Source organism: Pseudonocardia sp. (genome assembly GCF_050250275.1).
Classification (GTDB): Bacteria; Actinomycetota; Actinomycetes; order Mycobacteriales; family Pseudonocardiaceae; genus Pseudonocardia.
Window position 1 is genome coordinate 141,332 of record NZ_JBFWOY010000007.1, and the last position, 24,474, is coordinate 165,805.

22 protein-coding genes are annotated in these 24,474 nt (G+C 74.5%); 8 read left to right on the forward strand and 14 right to left on the reverse strand.

Annotated features, from left to right (window positions below; translation table 11 throughout):
* Positions 1-58: 58 nt before the first annotated feature.
* From pucD to AB7F12_RS09445, 4 genes are read right to left on the reverse strand one after another with little or no spacing between them, the layout of a single operon-like run.
* A complete protein-coding gene (gene pucD / locus AB7F12_RS09430) occupies positions 59-2,329 on the reverse strand; it encodes a xanthine dehydrogenase subunit D (RefSeq protein ID WP_428496562.1) in 2,271 nt (756 codons plus the stop codon).
* Positions 2,326-3,660, reverse strand: coding sequence for an 8-oxoguanine deaminase (locus AB7F12_RS09435; RefSeq protein ID WP_428496563.1), 1,335 nt, complete (start codon positions 3,658-3,660; stop codon positions 2,326-2,328). The genes pucD and AB7F12_RS09435 overlap by 4 nt, the downstream gene beginning before the upstream one ends.
* Positions 3,657-4,121 carry a (2Fe-2S)-binding protein gene (locus tag AB7F12_RS09440; RefSeq protein ID WP_428496564.1) on the reverse strand — a complete coding sequence of 155 codons (465 nt, stop codon included), beginning with the start codon at positions 4,119-4,121 and terminating at the stop codon, positions 3,657-3,659. The genes AB7F12_RS09435 and AB7F12_RS09440 overlap by 4 nt, the downstream gene beginning before the upstream one ends.
* A complete protein-coding gene (locus AB7F12_RS09445) occupies positions 4,121-4,993 on the reverse strand; it encodes an FAD binding domain-containing protein (RefSeq protein WP_428496565.1) in 873 nt (290 codons plus the stop codon). Before AB7F12_RS09445 ends, AB7F12_RS09440 begins: the two co-directional genes overlap by 1 nt.
* A 94-nt stretch (positions 4,994-5,087) precedes the next feature.
* Between AB7F12_RS09445 and AB7F12_RS09450 the strand changes: the two genes are divergently transcribed.
* Positions 5,088-6,566 (forward strand): PucR family transcriptional regulator, encoded by a 1,479-nt coding sequence (locus AB7F12_RS09450; protein WP_428496566.1) that lies wholly within the window; start codon positions 5,088-5,090, stop codon positions 6,564-6,566.
* Positions 6,567-6,648: 82 nt separating this feature from the next.
* On the opposite strand, the gene AB7F12_RS09455 is transcribed toward AB7F12_RS09450, so the two are convergent.
* Positions 6,649-7,110, reverse strand: a complete 462-nt coding sequence (locus AB7F12_RS09455) for a hypothetical protein (RefSeq protein ID WP_428496567.1) — start codon at positions 7,108-7,110, stop codon at positions 6,649-6,651.
* A 372-nt stretch (positions 7,111-7,482) separates the two neighbouring features.
* On the opposite strand from AB7F12_RS09455, the gene AB7F12_RS09460 reads away from it, so the two are divergent.
* Positions 7,483-10,230: an AAA family ATPase gene (locus AB7F12_RS09460; protein WP_428496568.1), complete on the forward strand. Its 2,748-nt coding sequence runs from the start codon at positions 7,483-7,485 to the stop codon at positions 10,228-10,230.
* Positions 10,231-10,312: 82 nt separating this feature from the next.
* Here the strand turns inward: AB7F12_RS09460 and AB7F12_RS09465 are convergent, their stop codons facing one another.
* From AB7F12_RS09465 to AB7F12_RS09505, 9 genes are all read right to left on the reverse strand, one after another.
* On the reverse strand, positions 10,313-10,669 hold the full coding sequence (locus tag AB7F12_RS09465) for a hypothetical protein (RefSeq protein WP_428496569.1): 357 nt from the start codon (positions 10,667-10,669) through the stop codon (positions 10,313-10,315).
* Positions 10,670-10,874: 205 nt separating this feature from the next.
* Positions 10,875-11,390, reverse strand: coding sequence for a UGSC family (seleno)protein (locus tag AB7F12_RS09470; RefSeq protein ID WP_428496578.1), 516 nt, complete (start codon positions 11,388-11,390; stop codon positions 10,875-10,877).
* A gap of 8 nt (positions 11,391-11,398) precedes the next feature.
* Positions 11,399-12,820, reverse strand: coding sequence for a thioredoxin family protein (locus AB7F12_RS09475; RefSeq protein ID WP_428517900.1), 1,422 nt, complete (start codon positions 12,818-12,820; stop codon positions 11,399-11,401).
* 64 nt (positions 12,821-12,884) lie between these two features.
* Positions 12,885-13,772: an endonuclease domain-containing protein gene (locus AB7F12_RS09480; protein ID WP_428516467.1), complete on the reverse strand. Its 888-nt coding sequence runs from the start codon at positions 13,770-13,772 to the stop codon at positions 12,885-12,887.
* 156 nt (positions 13,773-13,928) lie between these two features.
* Complete coding sequence (gene pucL, locus AB7F12_RS09485; protein ID WP_428500730.1) at positions 13,929-14,774, reverse strand: factor-independent urate hydroxylase; 846 nt, start codon at positions 14,772-14,774, stop codon at positions 13,929-13,931.
* Positions 14,775-14,778: 4 nt separating this feature from the next.
* Positions 14,779-15,072 carry a hydroxyisourate hydrolase gene (locus tag AB7F12_RS09490; protein ID WP_428500731.1) on the reverse strand — a complete coding sequence of 98 codons (294 nt, stop codon included), beginning with the start codon at positions 15,070-15,072 and terminating at the stop codon, positions 14,779-14,781.
* Complete coding sequence (gene uraD, locus AB7F12_RS09495; RefSeq protein ID WP_428500732.1) at positions 15,069-15,542, reverse strand: 2-oxo-4-hydroxy-4-carboxy-5-ureidoimidazoline decarboxylase; 474 nt, start codon at positions 15,540-15,542, stop codon at positions 15,069-15,071. Before uraD (AB7F12_RS09495) ends, AB7F12_RS09490 begins: the two co-directional genes overlap by 4 nt.
* Entirely contained in the window at positions 15,539-17,458 is a 1,920-nt protein-coding gene (gene uraD, locus AB7F12_RS09500) for a 2-oxo-4-hydroxy-4-carboxy-5-ureidoimidazoline decarboxylase (protein WP_428500733.1), read from the reverse strand. The genes uraD (AB7F12_RS09495) and uraD (AB7F12_RS09500) overlap by 4 nt, the downstream gene beginning before the upstream one ends.
* Positions 17,459-17,592: 134 nt before the next feature.
* Positions 17,593-17,886, reverse strand: a complete 294-nt coding sequence (locus AB7F12_RS09505) for a hypothetical protein (RefSeq protein WP_428500734.1) — start codon at positions 17,884-17,886, stop codon at positions 17,593-17,595.
* Between the two features lie 383 nt (positions 17,887-18,269).
* Between AB7F12_RS09505 and AB7F12_RS09510 the strand changes: the two genes are divergently transcribed.
* The 6 genes from AB7F12_RS09510 (at position 18,270) to mnmA (ending at position 24,425) form a co-directional block, all read left to right on the forward strand.
* Entirely contained in the window at positions 18,270-19,058 is a 789-nt protein-coding gene (locus AB7F12_RS09510; RefSeq protein ID WP_428500735.1) for an electron transfer flavoprotein subunit beta/FixA family protein, read from the forward strand.
* Between the two features lie 25 nt (positions 19,059-19,083).
* A complete protein-coding gene (locus tag AB7F12_RS09515; RefSeq protein WP_428500736.1) occupies positions 19,084-20,031 on the forward strand; it encodes an electron transfer flavoprotein subunit alpha/FixB family protein in 948 nt (315 codons plus the stop codon).
* A gap of 186 nt (positions 20,032-20,217) precedes the next feature.
* Positions 20,218-21,003 (forward strand): GNAT family N-acetyltransferase, encoded by a 786-nt coding sequence (locus AB7F12_RS09520; RefSeq protein ID WP_428500737.1) that lies wholly within the window; start codon positions 20,218-20,220, stop codon positions 21,001-21,003.
* The gene (locus AB7F12_RS09525; protein ID WP_428500738.1) at positions 21,000-21,980 is read left to right on the forward strand and encodes a lysophospholipid acyltransferase family protein; all 981 of its coding nucleotides are present in this window, start codon (positions 21,000-21,002) and stop codon (positions 21,978-21,980) included. The genes AB7F12_RS09520 and AB7F12_RS09525 overlap by 4 nt, the downstream gene beginning before the upstream one ends.
* A 163-nt stretch (positions 21,981-22,143) precedes the next feature.
* Positions 22,144-23,349 carry a cysteine desulfurase family protein gene (locus AB7F12_RS09530; protein ID WP_428500753.1) on the forward strand — a complete coding sequence of 402 codons (1,206 nt, stop codon included), beginning with the start codon at positions 22,144-22,146 and terminating at the stop codon, positions 23,347-23,349.
* Positions 23,346-24,425, forward strand: a complete 1,080-nt coding sequence (mnmA, locus tag AB7F12_RS09535) for a tRNA 2-thiouridine(34) synthase MnmA (RefSeq protein ID WP_428500739.1) — start codon at positions 23,346-23,348, stop codon at positions 24,423-24,425. Before AB7F12_RS09530 ends, mnmA begins: the two co-directional genes overlap by 4 nt.
* Positions 24,426-24,474 lie beyond the last annotated feature (49 nt).

Sequence of the window (24,474 nt, forward strand, 5' to 3'; positions counted from 1 at the left end):
CTCTCCTTCGCAGGTGGGGGGCGTGGCTGGCGACGGTCGCGCCGGCGACCGTCGCCACTCACAGGGTGATGTGCTCCGGGCGGACGGGGACGCGGCGCAGGGCCCTGCCCGTCGCGGCGCGGATCGCCGCCGCGACCGCCGGGCCCGACGAGATCGTCGGGGGCTCGCCCACGCCGCGGACGCCGTAGGGGGCGTGCGGATCGGCGTACTCCAGGACCTTCACCTGCATCGGCGGCATGTCGAGGATCGTCGGGATCAGGTAGTCGGTGAACGACGGGTTGCGGACCTTCCCGTCGGTCACGACGATCTCCTCCATCAGCGCCAGGCCCATGCCCTGGGCGCTGCCGCCCTGGATCTGGCCGACGACGGCGTCGGGGTTGATCGCCCTGCCGACGTCCTGCGCCGTGTCGAGCGCCACGACCTTGACCAGGCCCAGCTCGACGTCGACGTCGACGACCGCGCGGTGGGCGGAGAACGCGTACTGGACGTGCGCGATGCCCTGCCCGGTGTCCGGGTCGACCGGGAACGTCGGCCGGTGGTGCCACTCGACGGTCTCCTCGACCGCGTCGTCACCGAGGACGTCGGCCAGCGAGGCGAGCACCTCGCCCGACCCGGAGACGATCTTGTCGCCGTCGAGCCGGAGACCGCTCACGCCGAGCCGCTCCACGGCAAGCGCGAGCACCGATGCCCGCACCGCCTCGCACGCGGCCTTGACCGCACCGCCGGTCACGTAGGTCTGGCGTGACGCCGACGTCGAGCCGCCGGAGCCGACGCTGGTGTCCTTGGGGTGCACCACGACCCGGTCCACACCCAGCTCGGTGCGGCAGATCTGCTGCTCGACGGTGATCAGGCCCTGCCCGACCTCGGCCGCTGCGGTCTGCACGGTCACGATCGGCTCGCCCGCGGTGACCTCCAGCCGCACCCGGGCGGTGGAGTAGTCGTCGAAACCCTCGGAGAAGCCGACGTTCTTGTAGGTGACGGCGTAGCCGATGCCGCGGACGACGCCCTCGCCGTGGGTGGTGTTCGACGCGCCGCCGGGCAGGTCGCGGATGTCCCGGTCCTCGGGGGGCGACGGGGGCAGCGGCAGGTCGCGCACGGTGCGGATCAGCTCGGCGACGGGCGCGGCCGAGTCGATCAGCTGGCCGGTGATGTTGAGGTCGCCCTCGCGCATGCCGTTGAGCGCCCGGATCTCGACGCGGTCGACGCCGACGCGGTCGGCCAGCTCGTCCATCAGCGCCTCGTGGGCGAACGCGGCCTGCACACAGCCGAAGCCGCGCATGGCCCCGCAGGGCGGGTTGTTGGTGTAGACGCCGCGGGCGTCGACCGTCACCGACGGGATGTTGTACGGGCCCAGGCCCAGCGTGCCGCCGTTGCCGACGACCGCCGTGGTCGACGAGGCGTAGGCGCCGCCGTCGAACAGGATGTCGGCCTTGGCGTAGACGAGCTTTCCCTCCTCGGAGGCGCCGAACTCGTAGCGCAGCCACGCCGGGTGCCGGTGGACGTGGCCGAAGAACGACTCGTCGCGGGCGTAGCTCATCTTCACCGGCTTGCCGGTGTGCATCGCGAGCAGGCAGGCGTGGACGTGGATCGAGAGGTCCTCGCGGCCGCCGAACGCGCCGCCGACGCCGGCGAGGTGCAGCCGCGCGCGGTCGGGTGTCAGGTCGAGGACGCGGCAGACCTGCTGCTGGTCGACGTGGAGCCACTGCGTGGCGACGTAGAGGTCGAGGCCGCCCTCACCGTCGGGGACGGCGAGGCCGGACTCCGGGCCGAGGAAGGCCTGGTCCTGCATGCCGACCTCGAAGTCGAGCGCGACGACGACCGGCGCGGTCGGGGCCGGGTCGCCGCGGCGGATCTTCAGCTCGCGCACCAGGTTCCCGCCGGGCTGTACCTGCGGCACGTCGTCGTGCAGCGCCCGGCGCGGGTCGGTCAGCGCGGGCAGCTCCTCGTAGTCGACGACGATCCGCCCGGCCGCGCGCCGGGCCGTCTCCGGGTGGTCGGCGGCGACGAGCGCAACGGGTTCGCCCTGGTAGCGGACGACGTCCTCGGCGAGCGCGGGCTGGTCGAGATGCTCCAGCCCGACCCGGTTCAGCCCGGGCACGTCCTCGTGGGTGAGCACCGCGTACACGCCGGGCGTGGCGAGAGCGGCGGAGACGTCGATGCCGTGGATGCGGGCGTGCGGGTACGGGCTGCGCAGCGTCACACCCCAGCACATGTCCTCGTGCCACAGGTCGGACGAGTAGGCGAACTCGCCGGTGACCTTGAGCGTCCCGTCGGGACGCAGCGGGCTGTCGCCGATCTTTCCCGTGCTGCGGGTCTCGGTCGAGGTCATGACGCCTTCTCCAACAGGGTGCGGTGGACCGCGGCGCACTCGCGCGCGACAGCGGCGGTGTCGACGGTGACGACACGGTCGCGCTCGACGACCGCGCGACCGTCGACGAGCAGCAGCTCCAGCGGCGGCGGGGTGCCGAGCACCAGGGCCGCAACGGGGTCGGCGACGTCGGCGTGGCCGAGGCCGTCGATGCGCCAGAGCGCGAGGTCGGCGAGCTTGCCGGGTTCGATCGAGCCGATCTCGCCCGCGCGGCCCAGGACGGACGCGCCGCCGATCGTCGCCAGCTCCAACGAGTCCCGGACGGTCAACGCGGTGGGCCCGCCGACCGCGCGGGCGAACAGCAGCGCGTGGCGCGCTTCCTCCAGCAGGCTCCCGGCCTCGTTGGACGCGGCGCCGTCGACACCCAGGCCGACGCGGGCACCGGCGTCGCGCAGGTCGCGGGTGCGGCAGATGCCGGCGCCGAGCCGCGCGTTGGACGACGGGCAGTGCGCCACCCCGGTCCCGGTCGCGCCGACCTTCTTGACCTCGGCGTCGTCGAAGTGGATGCCGTGGGCGAACCAGACGTCCTCACCGGTCCAGCCGAGGCTCTCGACGTACTCCAGCGGCGAGCAGCCGAACCGCTCGCGGCAGAAGTCCTCCTCGTCGACGGTCTCGGCGAGGTGGGTGTGCAGGAGCACGCCCAGCTCACGGGCCAACGACGCGGACTCCCGCATCAGGCCGCCGGTCACCGAGAACGGCGAGCACGGCGCGAGCGCGATCCGCAGCATCGCGTCCGGCGACGGGTCGTGCCAGCGGCGCACGGCCTCCGCCGACGCGGTGAGGATCGCGTCGCGGTCCTCGACGACATGGTCGGGCGGCAGGCCGCCGTCCTTGCGGCCCAGGTCCATCGAGCCGCGGGTGGCGTGGAAGCGCAGGCCGACGTCGGCGGCGGCGCGGATCTCGGCGCCGAGCACGTCGCCGCCCTCGCGGGGGAAGACGTAGTGGTGGTCGGCGGCGGTGGTGCAGCCGGTCAGCGCGAGCTGGGCCAGCGCGCCGGTGGCGCCGGTGTGCACGGCGTGCTCGTCGATGCCCGCCCACACCGGGTAGAGCGTGGTGAGCCACTCGAACAGCGTCGCGTCGACGGCCAGGCCGCGGGTGACCCACTGGTAGAGGTGGTTGTGGGTGTTGACGAAGCCGGGGGTGAGCAGGCAGCCGCGGGCATCGATCTTCTCGCCGTCGACAGGTGCGGGCCCGGGGCCGACGGCGGTGATCCGGTTGTTCTCGATCACGACGTACCCGGAAGGGAACTCGTCCCCGGTGACCGTGACGACGTGCGCACCTTCGATGATCACGACTGCACCGCCGCCGCTGCTCGCACCGCGTCGAGGATCTTCTCGTAGCCGGTGCACCGGCACAGGTTCCCCGCGAGCGCCTCCCGGATCTCGGGGTCGCTCGGGGCCGGGTTGCGCGCCAGCAGGTCGTGGGTCGAGACGAGGAAGCCGGGCGTGCAGAACCCGCACTGCACCGCGCCGCACTCGACGAATGCCTGCTGCACCGGGTCGAGGCCGTCGTCGCCGGCGAGCCCCTCGACCGTCGTGACGTCGCGCCCGTGGGCCTGCCCCGCCGCGACCAGGCAGGAGCACACCGGTACGCCGTCCATGTAGACGGTGCAGGACCCGCATTCGCCCTGCTCACAGGCGTTCTTCGACCCGGGCAGGCCGAGCCGCTCGCGCAGCGCGTAGAGCAGGCTCTCGCCCTCCCACACGTCGTCGGCCTCGTGGCGTTCGCCGTTGACCGTCAGTTCGATCCGCATCAGGCGGCCCTCCGGTGCTCGTCCCAGGCCCAGGTGGCGGCGCGGCGCGCCATCACCGAGAGCGTGTGCAGGCGGTACGCGGCGGTGCCGCGCACGTCGTCGATCGGGGCGGCGGCGTCGCGGACCCTGCGGCCGAACTCCACGGCCAGCCCCTCGGGCAGCGCGGCGCGCGACTCCCACAGCCCGGCGGCCTCCAGCTCACCGGCGAGGAACGCGGCGGCGTCGGTGGCCCGGCGCGGTGTGGGGGCGGCCGAACCGATGCCGGTTCCCACCGATCGGCGGTCGGGGTGCAGCGCGAACCCGAACGCGGACACCGCGATCACCATCGCGTTGCGGGTGCCGATCTTGCAGAACTGCTGGGGTCCGGCGGGCGGCGCGATCAGCACCGCTGAGATGAGCTCGTCCGGTGAGAGGGCGTTGCGCTTCACCCCGGTGTAGAAGTCCGCGACCGGTACGTGGCGCACCCCGCGGGCGGCCGACTCGACCTCGACGACGGCGTCGGCGGCCAGCAGCGCCGGGTGCGAGTCACCGGCGGGCGAGGCCGCCCCGAGGTTGCCGCCGACGGTGCCGCGGTTGCGGATCTGCGGCGACCCGACGGTGCGCGAGGCCATCGCCAGGCCGGGCAGCGTCGACCCCAGCTCGGTGATGATCCGCGCGTAGGTGACGCCGGCGCCGAGCCGGACCCGGCCGTCGTCGAACGACCACTCGCGAAGCGGGGCGACGCGCGTCAGGTCCAGCAGCGCGCCCGGACGCCGGTGGTCGAAGTTCATCTCCACCATCACGTCGGTGCCACCGGCGATCGGCAGCGCGTCGGGCCGCTCCGCCTTCGCCGCGAGCGCCTCTGCCCACGTGCTCGGTGCCAGGAAGTCCATGACGACGAGTACAGCGCGGCGCCGACCTGCGGATAAGTCGCCGTCGCCACGAATCGGTGGCCCGCGTCACGCCCGGGTCTTGTACGTTCCTCCAATGCTCCTGCGTGACCTGCTCGCGCACTCCGGTCTGCATCTGCGGCTGCTGCACGGGTCCACGGCCGCGCTCGACCGTGGCGTGCGGTGGGTCTACACGACCGACCTCATCGACCCCGGCCGCTACCTGTCCGGGGGCGAGCTCGTCATCAGCGGGCTGGTGTGGCGCAACGAGGCGCGCGACAGCGAGCGGTTCGTCGCGACGATCGCCGCCGCCGGGGTGGCCGCACTCGCGGCGGGGGAGGCGGTGTTCCACACCGTCCCCGACGACCTCGTCGAGGCCTGTCGCCGCCACGACGTCCCGCTGCTCGCGGTACCCGAGGAGACGTCGTTCGGGACGCTCACCGAGGTCGTCGTCGGCGCGGTCACCGCCGCGCGGGGCGACCGGCTCGCCCACACCCTCGGCCGCCAGCGCGAGCTGCTGTCCGCCGTCGCCGGGGGAGCGGGCCTCGACGAGCTCGTCGCCCAGGTCTCGGGGGCGACCGGTGTCGGGTGCCGGGTGCTGTCGGCGAGCGGGCAGCTCGTCGCCGGACCGCCGGTCCCCGCCGTCGACGCCCTGGTCACGACGTTCCTCACCGCCCCCCGGCTGCCCGCCGTCGCGCAGGGCTGCTCGGTGCTGGCCGTCGGCTCCGGGCCACGGGTGACGTCGTGGTTCGTCGCCGCCGAGGGGCGCTTCGACGCGTGGGAGTCCGAGGTCGCCGACGCCGTCGGCGAGCTGGTCGCGATCGCCGCGCTCGACCGGGCCCGCCGCGGCGAGGGCCAACGGGTCGCGTCCGGGATCGCCGACGACGCCGTCGCCCTCCTCGCCGGCGGTGCAGGCGACCATCCCGAGACGGCGGTGCGGCTGCGTCAGGCGGGCCTGCGCGCCACCGGGCCGTCGACGGTCGTCGTCGCCGGGTTCCCCGGACGCCCGGACCTCGCCGAGACGGCCCGGGCGATCCTGCTCGACGCCACCGGCCCCGGCGTCGTCGGTGTGCTCGACGGCTCCGCCGTCGCCGTCGTCCCGGGACCCGTCGACGACGTCGCCCTGCGCCGCCTCGAACCGGGGTTGCCCGCACCGCTCGTGGTCGGGACGAGCCGGCCCGCCGACGCCGGGGCGCTCGCCGGGGCCCTTCGCGAGGCCCACCACGCCCGAGACCTCGCCCACGGGCGCCCCGGCCTGCTGCACGTCGTCGCCGCGGCCGACGTGACCTCCCACGTCGCGCTGCTCGCCGCCGTCCCCGACGAGGTGCGGCAGGCGTTCGCCGCGAGCGTCCTCGACCCCGTCCTCGCCTACGACGGGCGGACCGGCGCCGGGCTCGTCGAGACGCTGGAGGCGTTCCTCGACTGCTCCGGATCGTGGAGCCGGACCGCCGAGCGGCTGCACCTGCACGTCAACACCGTGCGGTACCGGATCGGGCGGGTGGAGGAGCTCACGGCCCGCGACCTGTCGACGCTCACCGACCGCGTGGACGTCTACCTGGCGCTGCGGGCGCGCTGACCGGGCCGGCGCAACCCGACGGTCCTCGACGGGCCGCGAAACAGCGGTGCGGGTGCGGCTGGACCGGCGGGTCGGGGCTCGGTCAGGCCGAGGGCCAGGCGGTCAGCACCCGCGCCGCGATCCGCCGGTGCGCCGCCCGCGCCGCACCCGGGGGCACGACGAACACCGGGCCGTCGGCCCCCCACTCGCGCAGCACGTCGCCGTCGGGGCCGAGGTCGGTGCCCAGCGCCGCGCGCAACCCACCGAGCAGCGCGGCCGTCCCGGCAGGGGCCCGGCCCAGCAGCGGACCCAGCACCCCGGGATCGAGGGCGTCGACGACGAGCGCCGCGTCGGCCGGGTCGACGGAGACGAACACCAGATCGCGCGGCCCCACCGGGCCCGGCCGGGCCGCCTGCGCCGCCGTGACCGCCGCGTCGATCCGGTGCCACGCCGCGACGGCGGCCAGGAACGCGGCGTCACCCCAGGCGAGGTCGACCAGCGCCGCCGACACCCGGGTCCGGGCCGCGGGCCACGCCGCGCCGACGCGCGGCAGCGCGCGACGCACCGCGCGCTGCTCCCCGGCCCGGGACGCGTCACCGCACGCACGCGCCCCGGACCGGTGCCGTCCCTCCGACGTCGTGGTCCGGCGCCCGGCGCTGCCCTCCCGTCGCCGCATCCGCACGGCACCCCCTCCGTCGTGGACGCCGCCGAACCTACGAATTCCCGCCGACGCGCGGTATCGGGGTTTTCCCCGGTCCGCCGAATGCGGACCGGCGCATTCGGAGTAAGGCACCAGGGAACATGTCCGGTTCAGGACCTTCGGTCAGGATGATTGCCGCACAACAGGATCCGGCCGGACCGCCGGATCCGTACGGGCCTGGGCGAATTCGGTTCGAGGTGGTTCCGACGGGGATCGGCCCCGAACTAATGTGGCCGCGTGCGCGGCCGGGCCGAGGAACGCGAAACAGTGGACGCCCTCCTCGCCGATGCCGCGAACGGCCGCGCGGGGGTGCTCGAGATCGTCGGCGAACCCGGGATCGGCAAGACCGCCCTGTGCGACGAGGTCGCCGCCGCAGCCGCGCGGTCCGGCGTGACCGTGCTGCGCGTGCTCGGCGTCCAGGGCGAGTCCGACCTGCCGCTCGCCGCGCTCTACGCGTTGCTGCGCCCCCTACGCGGGCTCGTCCCCGACCTGCCGCGCGCGCAACGCGACGCCGTCGTCGGCCTCCTCGACGGTGGCACCGGCCCCGCCGGAGACGTCCTCGTCCTCGGTGGAGCCACGCTCTCGCTGATCGCGCGGGCCGCCGAGGACGGCACCGTCCTCGTACTGGTCGACGACGCCCACTGGGTCGACGACCTCTCCGGCACCGTCCTGGCCTTCGCCTTCCGGCGCCTCGGGGCCGACTCCGTCGCCGTCGTCGTCACCACCCGCCCGGTGCGGCGGCGCCGGGTCGCCGGGCCGTGGCCGAGCCGCGTGCTGCCCGGGTTGTCGGTCGACGCGGTCGGCGCACTGCTCGGGCCGCAGGTACCGCGGGCGGTCGCCGGCGCGCTGCGGGCCGCCACCGACGGCAACCCCCTGGTGCTGTCCGAGCTGGCCCGCACCCTGACCGCGGCGCAGCTCGCGGGCCGGGTGCCGCTGCCCGACCCGCTGCCACTGGGCGAACGGGGAACCGCGCTGTTCGGGGCTCGTCTCGCCGGGCTGCCGCCCGACACCCGGCTCGCCCTCGCTGCCGTCGCCGCCGCCGGTCCCGGGGGCGCGTCACTGCTGCCCGCCGCGCTGGCCGACCTCGGGCTCACCGCCGACCGGCTCGCCCCCGCCGAACGGTCCGGGCTGCTCGTCGTCGGCGGGTCGGGTCCGGCGTTCCCGCACCCGCTGGTCCGCGCGGCCGCCTACGGCAGCCTCGAACCCGCCACCCGCCGCCGGGTGCACCGCGCACTCGCCCACGCCGGTGCCGACGGCGACGCCCAGCGCCACGCACTGCACCTGGCCGCCGCCGTCGCCGTCCCCGACGAGGAGGTCGCCGCCGCGCTCGACCGCGCCGCCGAGGAGGCCGAGCGCCGCGGCGGACCCGCCGCCGGCGCCGCTGCCCGCACCCGCGCCGCCGAGCTCTCCCCGGAGGGACCCGCCCGCGACCGGCGCCGGGTCGCCGCCGCCGAGGTCTGCCTGATCGCCGGCCGCCGCCACGACGCCGAGCGGCTGGTCCTCGACGTACTCGCGACCGGGATGTCGACGGAGGAGCGCCGGCGCGCCCTGGCCCTGCGTGCCTCCGCGGCGATGTGGACCATGGGTGGCCTGGCCGCGGTGCCGATGATGCGCGACACCATGGACGAGCTCGCCGGGGTCGCACCGGAGCTGGCCGCGCTCGTCGCGTCGCAGCTCTCGACCGTCCTGGGGTCGTTCGGGCGGCTCGCCGAGGCCGCCGAGATCAGTGAACGGGCCACGCACCTGCGGGTCTCGGACCCGGTCATCGGCTACCTGCTCGCCGAGCGGCACACCTGGGGGCTCGCGATGATGGGCGACCTCTCCGGCGACAACGAGGCGATCCGCCGCTACCCGCACGAGGTCCACGGCGTCGCCGCACGATCCCGGTTCCCGATGCACCCGCACACCTGGACCCAGACGTTGATGCTCATGGAACGGTTCGCACAGTGCCGGGCCGATGCCGACAGCCACGTGTCGGACCTGCGCCGTTCCGGCTCGCCGACCCTGGTGCCGTATCCGCTCATGGTCCGCGCCGACGTCTGCTTCCACACCGGTGAGCTGCAGCGCGCGAAAGCCGACCTGGACGAGGCCATCGACCTCGACGAGCAGTTCGGCTTCGGGCTGCTACGGGGGTTCGCCCACGCGCTGCGCCTGCGCGCCGCGGCGTTCGAGGGCGACCAGGTGTCCGCGACCGCCCTGGCCGCCGCCGCGGCGAAGGCCGTCGACGAGGGCGGCCAGCGCAGCGTCGCGCTGTACCGGTCGCACGCCCTCGGGCTGCTCGAGCTGGGGCTCGGCCGGCCCGCCGTCGCGGCCGAGCACCTGGCGCAGGCGGCGTCGGCCGCAGCCGCGGCGGGGCTCGTGGCCCCGGTCAGCGTCCCGTGGCAGGGCGACCGGATCGAGGCGCTGCACGGCGCCGGCCGGGGTCGTGAGGCCCGCGAGGCGCTCGCCGCGCTCGAGGACGTCGCGGCGCGTACGGGGTCGCGGTGGGCGCGTTCGGTCGCGGCCCGCTGCCGGGCGCTGCTCGGCGACGCGGCGTGGCCGGAACTCTACACGACGGCGATGGACGAGCAGCGCGACCTGCCCGTCGAACGGGCGCGGACGGCCCTGCTCTACGGATCGCACCTGCGCCGCGCCCGGCGGCTGCGCACGGCCCGTGACGTCCTGGCGCCCGCGGTCGAGGAGCTGACGCGGATGGGTGCCCGGCCGTGGGCGGAGCGGGCGCGGGCGGAGCTGCGGGCGGCAGGTGGGCGCGTCCCGAGCGAGGCGCCCGCCGCGACGACGACCCTGACGGCCCAGGAGCTGCGGGTGTGCCTGGCCGTCGCCGAAGGAGCCACCAACCGCGAGACGGCGGAGATGCTGTTCCTGAGCCCCAAGACGGTCGAATACCACCTGGGCCGGGTGTTCACCAAGCTCGGCGTCGGCAACCGCGCCCAGCTGACCCGCCTCGTGGTCGACGGGGCCCTCACCGCGCCGGAGGCCCGCTGAGCGGAGGTGGCGCGGAGGGCGACGATCGTCGGCGTGCGGCGGGTGGTCGGGGGCGTCGCGTCGCCGGGGCGCACCACCGCACTCACGGCGGTCGCAGCCGGCCCGTCTGCTCGTCGACCGTGCCCACCACCCGGCCCGCGGTGTCGCGGAAGGTCGCCGAGGCGTCGTCGTAGTCGCCGAGCCGGCGGCCGGTGCGGTCGCGCACCGTCCCGTCGGGATCGACGATCCCGCAGGGGTGCCCGGCGGGGTCGACGATCCGGCCGGTGCCGAGGTCGAGCCGGCCCGCGCGGTCGAGCATCGCGTCGAGCGGGGCGCGGTCACGGTGGGCGCGGGCGTTGCCGAACGACTGCCCGACCACCAGCCCCGCCAACGCGGACACCGCGACCGCGGCAGGCAGGAGCCGTCGGGCCCGGTCATCGGTCGCCGTTCGGTCGCGCACGGCCGGTCTCCTCCGCTCACCGGCGCACCGTCGCGCCGTATGCCTGCTGTGAGGTTCGGTGGGACGTATGCGCATCGTTACCGGTACACCGCGATGTGTCACCCGTTCACCGCTCGCCCCCGAACGATCCTGCTCCGTCCGTGGCGCGGCTCCGCCGGACGGGTGGGTATCCGTCGGCGGCACCGCCGCCCGGGTGGAGGCGGCGTCAGGGCGCGGTGACCGCGGCGAGGATGTCCGGTAGCGCCCCGTCCGCGAGGGCGTGGAGCTCGGCGTCGGTGCGGTCCTGGATCGGGTGCGGGACGAACACCGAGGGCACCGCGGCGTAGCCCAGGGCGGCGGCCTGGGTCCGGGCGGCCACGACGAACTCCACCGAGGCCACGAACGCCGCCACCACGCCCGCGGACTCGAGCGTCACGAAGTCGTGCACACTGCACGACGTGCACGAGCCTCAATCGGCGAGGGCCTCGATCACGACGTCGCACCGGGCGGTGATCTCGCGGCGCAGGTCGGGCGGCATGGGCCGGGTGAAGGTGGGCTTCGCGTAGCGCGCCACGGCCAGGCCCCGGCCGGTGAGCAGCTGCTCGACCCGGTCGAGGAACACGTTGCCGCGGGCCTTGTTGATGTCGAGCAGCCCGATGCGCAGGCCGTCGAGGCCTGCGGGCCGGCCGATCGCGGTGCGCGCCGCGGGGCGGGTCTCGTCGGTCGGGTCCAGGAACACCACGGAGCCGTTCAGCGCCACGGGTCCACCTCCAGGGTCGTGGGGGAGCTGCCGGCGGGGCCGCCGACCCAGCCGCCGAGGATCGTCGAGATCTGGCCGGCGTTCGCACCGGCGTGCGCGAGGAGCAGCCCGCCGGGCCGGAACTTCGGCAGCCGCGGTTCGGGGCCGGGCGGCATCCCGTCCTCGATGCCGTGCGCGCCGCGTTCGATGTCGGCGCGGTCGAGCAGCAGGGCCTCGTCGAGCGCGGCCAGCACGCGCGTCCGGTCCCAGCCGGCCTCGGCGTAGATGCGGGCGTGCTCGGGCCCGACCAGCAGGGTGGCGTCGAAGAACAGCGCGGTCTTGGGCTGGCCCACCACCCGCAGCGTCGACGCCAGCGAGCGGGTGATCGACTCGGGTGTCCGGGAGAGCTGCTCGAGGATGCCGACGGGCCCTTCGGCGGCGAAGACCGTCACCGTCGACGTGCCGGGCGCGAACCCGCGGCTCACCGACAGCGGCTCCCACGGCGACCCGGCCTCGTCCTCGGCGAAGCAGAGCCCGATCTTGCCGGGGTTGCCGAACGTGGCCCGGTCGACCCCGCCCGGCACGCCGCCGCCGACGTTGCGGATCACCAGCTGCAGGGCGCGGCCGATCGTGGAGTTGGCGCGGTTGCCCTGGCCGAGGACGTTGCCCTTGGAGTTCATCCCGATCTCGGCGGCGACCGGGCCGTTGACGAGGATCGCGGGCCCGGCGTTCCACATGGTCGCGAGCACGCCGTGGGCGTTGAACGTCTCGCTGCACGCGGCGGCGACGGCGGCGAGGACGACGGGCAGGTACTCCGGCCTGCACCCGGCCATGACGGCGTTGACCGCGATCTTCTCGACGGTCACCGGCACGAGGTTGGGCGGCACCGTCGCGACGATCTCGTCGGGGGCGTGGGAGGTGCCCGCGAGCATCCGCAGCACCCGCACCGGCGTCGGGGTGACGACGGGCAGCCCGTCGGTGAGGCCGCGGTCGAACATGGCCTCGGCCTCGTCCTCCAGTGCGGCGACCTCGACGTGGCGCGACGTCAGGAGGTGCCCGCGCCGACGCACCAGCAGGTCGTCGACCACGTCGGGGTCGAGGGTGCGGGAGCCGCAGCCGGGGCGGTGCTCGGGGAGGTCGGCCCCCAGGTCGTCGACACCGGTGAGCTCCCGCCACGCCGCCCGCGACCAGCCGACGGTCCGCCCGGTCTCGACGCCGCCGGCGTAGCGGATCAGGGTCGGGACGGTCTCGATGTCGAGCCCGACGCTGACGTCGAGGTCGCGGTCGTCGCCGACGTCTAGCCCAGCGGGGAACGCGGGATCGTCCTGCGACCAGACGGCCAGCCCGGGCAGCGCGGCGAGCACGGGCGAGACGAGTTGACACGTCGGGCAGTCCCGATTGACCACGACGACGAGCCCGTCCTCGGGTGGCACTCGCCGACTGTTGGTCGTGCGCCGAGACCAACGCCTGTGTCGTCGGCGGAGCCGAGAACCGCACTCACGTTGGTCTCGGCGCGCGGAGGTGGGCGCGGATGGCCGCGAGGGTCTCGGTGCGGCGGGTGGTCAGGTCTGCTGCGGTCAGGCGGATCGTGCGCCAGCCGAGGGCGCCGGTGCGCAGGTCGCGGTGGCGGTCGTCGTAGCCGAGGCCGCGCTGTCCAGGTCCACGCGGCCCGAACTCGTCGTGGCCGGCCCCGTCGTACTCGATCGCGAGCCGGGCCTGCGGGTAGGCGAGGTCGAAACGGGCGATCAGTCGGCCGTCCGCGTCGCGCAGCTCGTACTGCACCTCGGGTGGCGGGAGCCCCGCCAGTGCGAGCATGACCCGGGTCCGGGTCTCCATCGGCGACTCGGCCCGCGGGTCGGCGAGCTCGACGACCTGCTCGATGCGTCGGACGCCGCGGGCGCCGAACTCCCTGCGCAGCAACAGGTCGTCGGGCACGAAGCCGGCGTGCGGGAGCCGACCGATGGCGTCCAGAGCGACGACCGCCTCGACCAACGGGAGCCTCCGTGCGAGGTCGTAGGCGGTGCGCAGTGGCGACGTCACCCGGCAGCCCCGGACGGTCCGGGTCTCGGCCGACACGACCTCCCGACGGACCAGGAGCCCCGGGTGCGTGCGCTGTTCCTGCTGCACGACGACCTCGGCGGGGGCGTCCCGCGGCGCGGCGTCGGCCCCGAGCAGCCGGGCCGCGGACCAGCCACCGAGCACCCCCCGACCCGCCACCAGCTGCGCCGCTCCCAGCGAGCGCAGCAGCAGGTCGGGCGGCTGGTCACCGACGCGGACGAACACGTCGGGGAACAGCCGCAGGAATCGCGGGCCCCGCAGCTGCGCGCGCGTCACCGCTCCTGCGGCGACGGCCGCACTCGCGCGGAACGGCTCGTCGAGCACCACGCGGGCCACTCTGGAACGCCATCCGCCCCGCCGGCGGCGGATCGGCGCCGAAGCGTTGCGACTGCGATCGCCGAGACCGCGGATGCGATCGTCGAGACCAACGCCAATGCTGTTCCGGGCACGACGAACAGCACTGGCGTTGGTCTCGACGCCGGGTCAGGAGCGCGTGACCGTGGCCTCGATCAGGCCGTAGGGGCGGTCGGCCGCCAGGAACACCTCGTTGGGGTTGTCCAGGCCGAACGGGGACAGGTCAACGACGAAGTGGTGCTTGTTGGGGGCCGACAGGCTGATCTCCGCGATCTCGGGGTGCGCCTCCAGGGCGGCGCGGCCCATCTCCCACAACGTCTGCTGCAGGGCCTTGGAGTGCACGAGCGCGAACTGCTCGAGCAGGATGCGGCGCACGTCGCCCCACACCTTGTCCCAGTCCAGGTCGGTGCCGGTGTACCGCCAGGTGGCGACGAGCGACGTCGACATGATCCGGTCGTGGGTCTCGGCGAGCGTCGTGTACCCGTCGGTGAGGAAGCCCGCGAACTCCGAACCCGTCGACTTCAGCAGGACGAGGTCCTTCAGCCCGGACACGACCTGCTCGCCCGTCCCGTCCACGGTGACGACGGTGGTGCGCACCTCGGGGCCACGCCGTACCCAGGTGTGGTCGTGGCCCCGCCCGCCGACCTCCACCCGGTCCCAGAACAGCTCGTCCACCGCGACCCGGGCCCCGGTCACCGGCTCGACGTCGCCGACGAAGTGGCGGGCCAGGTCCAGGCCGTAGCGCTCGATCTCGCGCAGGCCCTTCTCCTTGGCGTAGGCGTAACAGGTGTTCTTCTGGGTGTCGGTCGGCAGCACCCGGGCCTGGTCGCCGTCGAGGTGGGCGGCGGCGAAGTCGCCGCGCAGCGACGTCGACACGGTGACGTCGCGGATCTCGTGGCGGGCGGTGTCGCGGTAGATGCGCACGACGCGGTTCTCGGCCTTGCCGTACTGGTTGGCGCCCAGCGTGATCGTCATGGTCTCAGCTCCCGCGGTAGGTGGAGTAGGCGAAGGGGGACAACAGGAGCGGCACGTGCAGGTGTGCCGCCGGGTCGGTGACGGTGAAGGTCACGACGACCTCGGGATGGAAGTGGGGCCGGTCGCCGAACCAGGCACCGGTGCCGAACACCAGCCGCCGGGTCCCCGGGACGAGCGGGTCGTCGAAGCGGGCCCGGCCGTCGGCATCCGTCACCCGCTCCAGGCCTTCGAAGACGACCGGGAGACCGGCCGCCGGAGCGCCGGTAGCCGCGTCGAGGACGTGCGTCGACAGGCTCACGACGCCACCAGCTCCCGCAGCCGCAGGCGGTTGATCTCGGCCAGCTCCCCGAGGGCGACCTTGCGCTCGGTGGCGGGGTCGTTGGCCAGCCGGGACTGCAGCGTCGCGAGCAGGTCCTCGGCGCTGCGCCCGCTCGCACACACCAGGTACACGTGTCCGAACCGGCGCTCGTAGGCCCGGTTGCCCTCGGCCAGCGCGTCGCGCACCTCGTCCCCGGCTGCCGTCACCGCGGCCTGCTCCCGCGCCGAGACACCGGAGGCGACGTGGTCCCCGATGCGGGGGTGGCCGGCCAGGGCGTCGTCGAGGTCGCTGTCGCGCAACGCGTCCGCAGCCGCGGCCTGCAGTGCGTCGACCGATGGGAACGGCCGGCGGGCGGCGACGACCCGGGCCCAGCGCGGGGCCGAGCAGCACGCCAGCAGCACGCGCTCGGCCTCCGCGGAGGGCAGTTCGTTGAACCGCTGCACCGTCATCGCGCGCTCTTCGTCCAGGACGTCCGCGCGCTGTGGATGGGGTTGGCGTCGGCCACGAGGTCGGCGAACCGGTGGTTGGCCACCTTCGCGATCTCGATGAGCGCGGCCGCGTGCTCCTGGGCCGGCGAGTTGGTCAGGCGCAGGGCACCGTCGCGAAGGATGTGGTCGCGGTTGTGCGCGTCGCGGACGCAGACGATCAGCGGGATGCCGAACCGCTCGCGGTAGGTGGCGGCGAGTGACTCGAACTCCTCCTGGTCCTCGTCGGCGAGGCGGGTCAGCCCGGCGCTGGACTGGTCGCGCTCGGAGTCCTCGTCGATGTCGAGACCGCCCAGGTCGGGGTACTCGGCCATCAGCGCGCGCTGCTCCTCGCGCGGAGCGGCGAACAGCGCCTCCTGGAACGCCGTGCGCAGGGCGTCGGTGTCGGCGAAGGGCCTGCGGTCGAACGCGTGTCCGACGACGGCGGTCTCGCCCTGGAACAGCCGCCCGAACGTCGCGACGAACTCCTCGCGGCTCATCCGGTTGACCTGCTCGAGCCGGATCGAGCCTTCGCTCGGCGTGCCCGCCACGGCCGGTCCGCGGCCGCGTCCGACGTGGTGGAACACGATGTTGAGCACGATCGCGGTGATGCTGCCCAGCGTGATGCCGGAGCCGAAGATGATCTGCGCCCAGCCGGGCAGGGCCTTCGCCACGTCGGGCTGGGCCGTCACGAACATGGCCAGGCCGACGCTGGACGCGACGATGACGACGTTGCGGTGGTCGTGGAAGTCGACGCGCGAGAGCGTCTGGAAGCCGACGACCGCGACGGTGGCGAACATGGCCAGCGCGGCACCGCCGAGCACGGGGTGCGGGATGCCCGCGACGACCGCGCCCGCCTTGGGCACCAGCCCGATCAGGATCATGATCACGCCGGCGGCGGCGACGACGTAGCGGCTCTTCACCCGGGTCAGCCGGACGAGGCCGACGTTCTCGGCGAAGCAGGTGTACGGGAACGAGTTGAGGACGCCGCCCAGGGTGGTGGCGAGGCCGTCGGCGCGCAGGGCGCGGGTCACGTCGTTGCGCCCGACGCGCTTGTCGACGATCTCACCGGTCGCGAACACGTCACCGGTGGTCTCGACGGCGGTGATCAGCATGACGACGATCATCGAGACGATCGCGGCGGCACCGAACTTGGGAATGCCGAAGAAGAACGGCGTCGTGACCCCGAACCAGGACGACTCGGCGACCGCGGAGAACGTGGCGAACCCGGTGGCCCAGGCGACCAGGGTGCCGGCGACCAGTCCGACGAGGACGGCGACCGTGGCCATGAACCCGCGGAACACCCGCTGGATGACGACGATCAGCGCGAGCGTGCCGAGCGCGAACGCCAGGTTGCGCCAGTCCTCCGGATGCGGGTCGGCGGCCCCGCCGACGGCGTCGGCCGCGGCCACCGGCAGCAGCGCGAGCCCGATGATGGTGATGACGGTCCCGGTGACGACCGGCGGGAAGAACCGGATCAGCTTCCCGAACACCGGGGCGATCAGGAACGTGAACAGGCCGGCGACGATCACCGAGCCGTAGATGACGAGCAGGCCGTCGGTGCCACCACCCGCGGCGAGACCGATCGCGATCATCGGCGACACCGCGGTGAACGTGACGCCCTGCAGCAGCGGCAGCCGGACCCCGATCTTCCAGAACCCGACGGACTGGATGATCGAGGCGATGCCGCAGGTGAACAGGTCGGCGTTGATGAGGTGGATGAGCTCGCGCTCGTTCAGCCCGATGGCCCCGGCCAGCAGGATCGGCACGATGACCGCGCCGGCGTAGAAGGCGAGCACGTGCTGGAAGCCGTACACGGCGAGCTTCGCCGGGGGCAGTACCTCGTCGACGGGATGACGCCGTTTCGACGCGGCCGGGGATGTGGGGGGACGGGCGCGCACGAGGCACCTCGCAGGGGGTCGTCGGTCGGCTGTGACGCGACCCACGATGACGGCCGGGCCGACGTGGCGACCAGCCGTCGAAACGACGAAGCGCACCGGCTGCGGCGACCCCGGTTAGGAGGATCCTCCAGTGGTCAGCCGGTCGGCGCGCCCTCGACCGTGACGACCCCGCCCACGGTGTGGGTGAGCCAGCCGAGCAGCACGTCGTCGGCCAACGTGAGCGGGACCTCGGGCCCTGACCAGCCCAGCATCGCGACGGGGTGGTGGGCGAGCGCGTCGCGCAGCGCGACGGCGAGCTCCGGGGTGGCGAGCACGGTGACGCCGCGGTCCTCCACCGGAGTGCCGCCCGACCCGTCGTCGACGGTGTGCGGGCCCGTCCGGAGCACGTATCCGCAGCCGGTGCGGTCGTCGAAGCCGGTCACCAGCACGTGGCACCCCCGCCTGCGTCGGTCCGCCGGAACGGCCCCGGCGAGGTCTCAGTTCTACCGTCGACAGGCCCGCCGCGCCCGGGTCGGAGGCGGATCGTGACGGCCGTCTAACCGCTGTGAAAGCTCAAATGTCTTACTGATTGGTGAGGACTCTCACCCCACGACCGTTTGCCCGGCCAGAACCCGCCGGTAACAATGGCCACGGAGAGTTCACCCCCCGCGCAACGGCTGCTCGGCAACCGACGCGGGAACGCCGTCCGTGACCTCGAACCGCGGCTGCACGTGCCGCGCTCCGTGAGTCGCTCCGGGCGGCGGAGACCGACGTACGGGTCGTGCACCACTCGGGCACGGCTCTCGCACCGGCAGGAGGTCGAAGAGGTCCGATGAACATCGTCGTGCTGATCAAGCAGGTGCCCGACACCTACTCCGAACGCAAGCTCGACGGCTCGGACGGCACCCTGGACCGTGAGGCCACCGACGCCGTGCTCGACGAGATCAACGAGCGCGCCGTCGAAGCCGCCCTCCAGCTCAAGGAGGCCAACGACGGGTCCGAGGTCACCGTCGTGGCCATGGGCCCCGACCGGGCCACCGACGCCATCCGCAAGGCGCTGTCGATGGGCGCCGACAAGGCCGTGCACCTCTCCGACGAGGCCCTGCACGGCTCCTGCGCGGTGCAGACGTCCAAGGCGCTGGCCAAGCTGATCGAGTCCGTCGAGGGCGGCTACGACCTCGTCCTCGCCGGCAACGAGGCCTCCGACGGCCGCTCCGGCGCCGTCCCCGCCATGGTCGCCGACCTGCTCGGCCTGCCCGCGCTGACCCACGCCCGTGAGGTCACCGTCGAGGGTGGCAGCGTCAGCGTCACCCGCGAGACCGACGACGGCGTGACCAAGCTGACCGCCGAGCTGCCCGCGCTCGTCTCCGTCAACGAGAAGATCAACGAGCCGCGCTACCCGTCGTTCAAGGGGATCATGGCGGCCAAGAAGAAGCCCGTCTCGACGCTGTCGCTGGCCGACGCCGGGATCGACGCCTCGCAGGTCGGGCTCGCCAACGCGCTGTCCACCGTCACCAGCTCGCAGCCCAAGCCGCCGAAGAGCGCGGGCGAGAAGGTCGAGGACGAGGGCGACGGCGGCGCGAAGATCGCCGCGTACCTGGTCTCCCAGAAGCTCGTCTGACCCCGCGAAGGAACAGGAGAAACCCATGGCTGAGGTCCTGGTCCTCGTCGACCACGTCGAGGGTGAGATCAAGAAGAGCACCTACGAACTGCTGACGGCCGCGCGCGGCATCGGCGAGCCGTCGGCGGTCGTCGTCGGCCCCGCCGGCACCGCGGGCAAGCTGGCCGACGGGCTCAAGGCCCACGGCGCGGCGAAGATCTACGTCGCCGAGACCGACTCCACCGACTTCCTCACCCCGCAGGTCGCGGTGCTCGCCTCCCTGGTCGAGTCCGCGAACCCGGCGGCCGTGCTGATCTCGGTGTCGGCCGACGGCAAGGAGATCGCGGGCCGGCTCGCCGTCCGCACCGACTCCGCGCTGCTCGGTGACGCGGTCGGCGTCTCGCCCGACGGCGTGACCCACTCCGTGTTCGGTGGTGCCTACATCGCCGAGGCGAAGGCGAACACCGACCACCCGGTCATCACGCTGCGCCCGGGCTCGATCGAGATCGAGCAGGCCGACGGCGCCGGTGCCGAGGAGTCGGTCGAGGTCCCCTCGTCGTCCGGCCGCTCGGCCACGGTCACCGCGCGCGAGCCGCTCACCGGCGGCGACCGCCCGGAGCTCACCGAGGCCAGCGTCGTCGTCTCCGGCGGCCGCGGTGTCGGCTCGGCGGAGAACTTCGAGCTCGTCGAGAAGCTGGCCGACTCGCTCGGCGCCGCCGTCGGCGCCTCGCGCGCCGCGGTCGACTCCGGCTACTACCCACACCAGTTCCAGGTCGGGCAGACCGGCAAGACCGTGTCGCCGCAGCTCTACATCGCTCTGGGCATCTCCGGCGCGATCCAGCACCGCGCCGGCATGCAGACGTCGAAGACGATCATCGCCGTGAACAAGGACGCCGAGGCGCCGATCTTCGAGATCGCCGACTTCGGCGTCGTGGGCGACCTGTTCAAGGTCGCGCCGCAGCTGCAGGAGGAGATCGTCAAGCGCAAGTCCTGACGCCTCGCCCACGACGCCCCCGGTCCCCGCGGACCGGGGGCGTCGTGCTGCCAGGCGCCGGCCGGGGTTCCTGCAACCGGGTTGCGGCGGGGCCGGGGCCGGGGCCGGGGGAGTTCACCGGACCGCCATGCGACGGACGTCGCAGCACGGATCGTCCGTTCGCACACGAGCCGTACCAATGCACCCGTGACCTCCTCGATCTCACCTCGGGTGCTGGGCACCACCCCCGGGGCCCCGGCCGGCCGCTACTCCCTGCTGCTGACCACCGACGCCGACGAGGTGCGCGCGGCCCAGAGGCTGCGCCACGACGTGTTCGCGGGTGAGCTGGGCGCCACCCTGCACAGCCCGGTCGCCGGTCTGGACGTCGACCGCTTCGACGAGTTCTGCGACCACCTCGTCGTCCGCGAGGACTCGACGGGCCGCATCGTCGGCACCTACCGGATGCTGCCGCCGGCCCGGGCCCGCGAGGCGGGCGCGCTCTACGCCGACGGCGAGTTCGACCTCACCTCCCTCGACGCGCTGCGCCCGGAACTGGTCGAGACGGGTCGCTCCTGCGTGCACCCCGGCCACCGCAACGGCGCCGTCGTCAGCCTGGTGTGGGCGGGCCTGGCCCGGTACATGCTGCTGTCGGGCAACCGCTGGCTCGCCGGGTGCGCCAGCGTTCCGCTCGGCGGCCCGGACGGCGGCGGTGGTGCGCTCGCTGCAGGCGTCTGGGACCGGGTCAAGGCCGAGCACCTCGCACCGGACCCCTACCGCGTCGCGCCGCGCATCCCGTGGCGCGCCGGCCCGGTCTCGCGGTCGGGGAAGCTCGCGATGCCGCCGCTGCTGCGCGGCTACCTGCGGCTGGGCACCTGGGTCGGTGGCCCCCCGGCTCACGACCCGGACTTCGACTGCGCCGACTTCTTCGTCCTGCTCGACATGCGCCGCCTCGACCAGCGCTACCTGCGCTACTTCCTGGGCGACGTCGCGTGAGCGCGCCCGCACGCCCGGACGACACCGCGGCCCGGGTCCCGGTCGGCGCGGCTGCGGCCGCACCGGCCGTCGTGCCGCCGCACGTCGTCGAGCACCCGACCCACCCCGGGGTGCCGCGCGCCACCGAGCGCGACGGCGGCCCGTGGTCCCCGTACTCGCCGTGCGGGCCGGACTGTCTACCGGCCGCCGCCCGGCCCGCACGGCTGCGTCGTGGCCGCCGCGCCGCCGCGCTGCTCACCGTCGTCGCGACGGCGGTGCTCGCGGCGCCGCTGGTCGCGCCGTTCGGCCGCCGCGCCACCGACGTCGCGATGCGCGCCATCTTCCGCGCCGTCCTGCGCGCGGCCGGGATCCGGCTGCAGGTCGACGGCGGCACCTCGTTCGCCGACGACGGTGGTGCGCTCGTCGTCGCCAACCACCTGTCGTGGATCGACGTCGTCGCGCTCGGCGCCGTCCAGCCCGTTCGGATGATCGCGAAGCGCGAGGTCGGTGACTGGCCCGTCGTCGGGCGGATCGCCGCCCGCACCGGGGCGCTGTTCGTCGACCGGGCCGGGCTGCGCGCGCTGCCCGCGGTCGTCGGCGAGGCCACTGCTGCCCTGCGCGCCGGTGCCGTCGTCGGTGTCTTCCCCGAGGGCACCACGTGGTGCGGCTCGGCCGCGGGCCCGTTCCGCCGCGCCCCGTTCCAGGCTGCCATCGACGCCGGCGCCGCCGTCCGCCCGGTCACCCTCGAACTGCGCCTCGCCGACGGCAGGCCGACCACTGCGGCGTCGTTCGTCGGCGACGAGACCCTTGCCGGCTCGCTGCGCCGCGTCCTGGCCCTCGACGGGCTGGTCTGCGTGCTGACGCTGCACCCGCTGCTGCACCCGGGGCCGGGGGAGGACCGCCGCGTGCTCGCCGACCGCGCCCGGCGCGTCGTCACCGGGGCCGCGCCGCTGCGGGGCACGCCCGCGCCGACGGCGACGGACCCGATCGCCGGGTGACCCGCCCCGCGGGACCCTGGCGCGGACGGCGATTACCCTGGACTCCCTGACGACCGACAGGGACGGGCAGGACCTCGTGACCTCCGTGACCGACGCGAACGGGACCGGCACCGCCGGCACCCACGCCGCCGCGGCGTACCTGGATCACGCGGCGACGACGCCGATGCTCCCCGCCGCCGTGGCGGCGATGGCCGAGGCCATGGCCTCGACGGGCAACGCCTCGGCGCTGCACTCCTCGGGCCGCCGCGCCCGTCGCCGTGTCGAGGAGGCACGCGAGGCGATCGCGGCCGCCGTCGGCGCCCGGCCGTCGGAGGTCGTGCTGACCACGGGCGGCACCGAGAGCGACAACCTCGCGGTGAAGGGCCTGTACTGGTCGCGCAACGACGCCGACGCCCGCCGCACCCGCGTTCTGGTCTCGGCGGTGGAGCACCACGCCGTCGTCGACTCCGCGGAATGGCTGGCCGCCCACGAGGGCGCCGAGGTCGAGCTGCTGGAGGTCGACCGGTTCGGCCGGGTCCGGCCCGACACGCTGCGCGCCGCGCTCGAGCGCGACCCCGGGTCGGCCGCGCTGGTGTCGGTGATGTGGGCCAACAACGAGGTCGGCACCGTCAACCCGATCAGCGAGCTGGCCGCCGTCGCCCACGAGTTCGGCGTGCCGTTCCACACCGACGCCGTGCAGGCCGTCGGGGTGCTCCCCGTCGACTTCGCCGCGTCCGGTGCCGACGCGCTCACCCTCACCGGCCACAAGCTCGGCGGCCCCTACGGCGCCGGTGTGCTGCTGCTGGGCCGCGAGGTGGCCGTGACGCCGCTGCTGCACGGCGGTGGGCAGGAACGCGACGTCCGCTCCGGCACCCTCGACACCCCGTCGGTGATCGGGCTGGCCACCGCCGTCGAGATCGCGGTCGCCGACACCGCCCGGCGCGCCGCGACGATCGGCGCCCTGCGCGACGAGCTGGTCGCCCGCGTCACGGCCGCCGTGCCCGACGCCGTGCTCAACGGCGACCCCGGCACCGCCGAGATCGACGGCGGCCCGTCGCGCCTGCCCGGCAACGCGCACCTGTCGTTCCCCGGCTGCGAGGGCGACAGCCTGATCATGCTGCTCGACGCCCAGGGCATCGAGTGCGCCACCGGCTCCGCCTGCACGGCCGGTGTCCCGCAGCCCAGCCACGTCCTGCTCGCCATGGGCGCCGACGCGGCCACCGCACGCGGCTCCCTGCGCTTCTCGCTCGGCCACACCTCCACCGCACGCGACGTCGACGCCGTGGCCACCGCGATCGGCCCGGTCGTCGAGCGGGCGCGGCGCGCCGGGCAGAACGCCGCCGCGCACCGCCGTCCCGGGGCCTCGGACCGAGCGGCAGTGGCCCGATGAGGGTCCTCGCGGCGATGAGCGGCGGCGTCGACTCCGCCGTCGCGGCCGCGCGTGCGGTCGAGGCGGGGCACGACGTCGTCGGGGTGCACCTCGCCCTGTCCGAGACGCCCGATGCGCTGCGCGCGGGCTCGCGGGGCTGCTGCTCGCGCGAGGACGGCGACGACGCCCGCCGCGCCTGCGACGTCCTCGACATCCCGTTCTACGTGTGGGACTTCGCCGCGCCGTTCTCCGCGGGGGTGGTCGACGACTTCGTCGCCGCCTACGCCGAGGGCCGTACCCCCAATCCGTGCGTGCGCTGCAACGAGCGCATCAAGTTCGCGGCGCTGCTCGACAAGGCCCTCGCGCTGGGCTTCGACGCGGTGTGCACCGGCCACTACGCCCGCCTGCGTGACGGCGTCCTGCGCCGGGCCGTCGACGACGGCAAGGACCAGTCCTACGTCCTCGCCGTCCTCACGCCGTTCCAGCTCGCGCACGCGATGTTCCCCATCGGTGACACCCCGAAGGCGCAGGTCAGGGCCGAGGCCGCCGAGCGCGGGCTGCGAGTCGCCGACAAGCCGGACAGCCACGACATCTGCTTCATCCCCTCCGGCGACACCCGCGCGTTCCTCGCCGAGCGCATCGGCGTGCGGCCCGGCCCGATCGTCGACGCCGCCACCGGTGAGGTCCTGGGCGGTCACGACGGCGTGCACGGGTTCACCGTCGGGCAGCGCAAGGGCATCGGCGTCGATCGGCCGGCCGCTGACGGCCGCCCCCGCTACGTCCTGGGGATCGAACCGGTCACCGCCACGGTCACGGTCGGGCCTGCCGAGGCGCTCGACGTCCGCGAGATCGACGCGGAGGACCCGGTGTGGGGCAGCGGCTCGGCACCGGAGGGCCCCACGGGCTGTGTCGTGCAGGTCCGCGCCCACGGCGGGCTCGCCCCCGCGACGGCGTGGCCGACCGTCGCAGGCGGGCTGCGCGTCGAGCTGGGGGAGGCGCTGCGCGGGGTCGCCCCGGGGCAGTCGGTGGCGTTCTACCGCCCCGACCCCGACGGCGACGTCGTCCTGGGCAGCGCCACCATCGCCGCCGCCCGCTGACCCCGGCCGGCCGCGTTCGACGTCAGGCTGGTCCGGGCCGCGGTCGCGG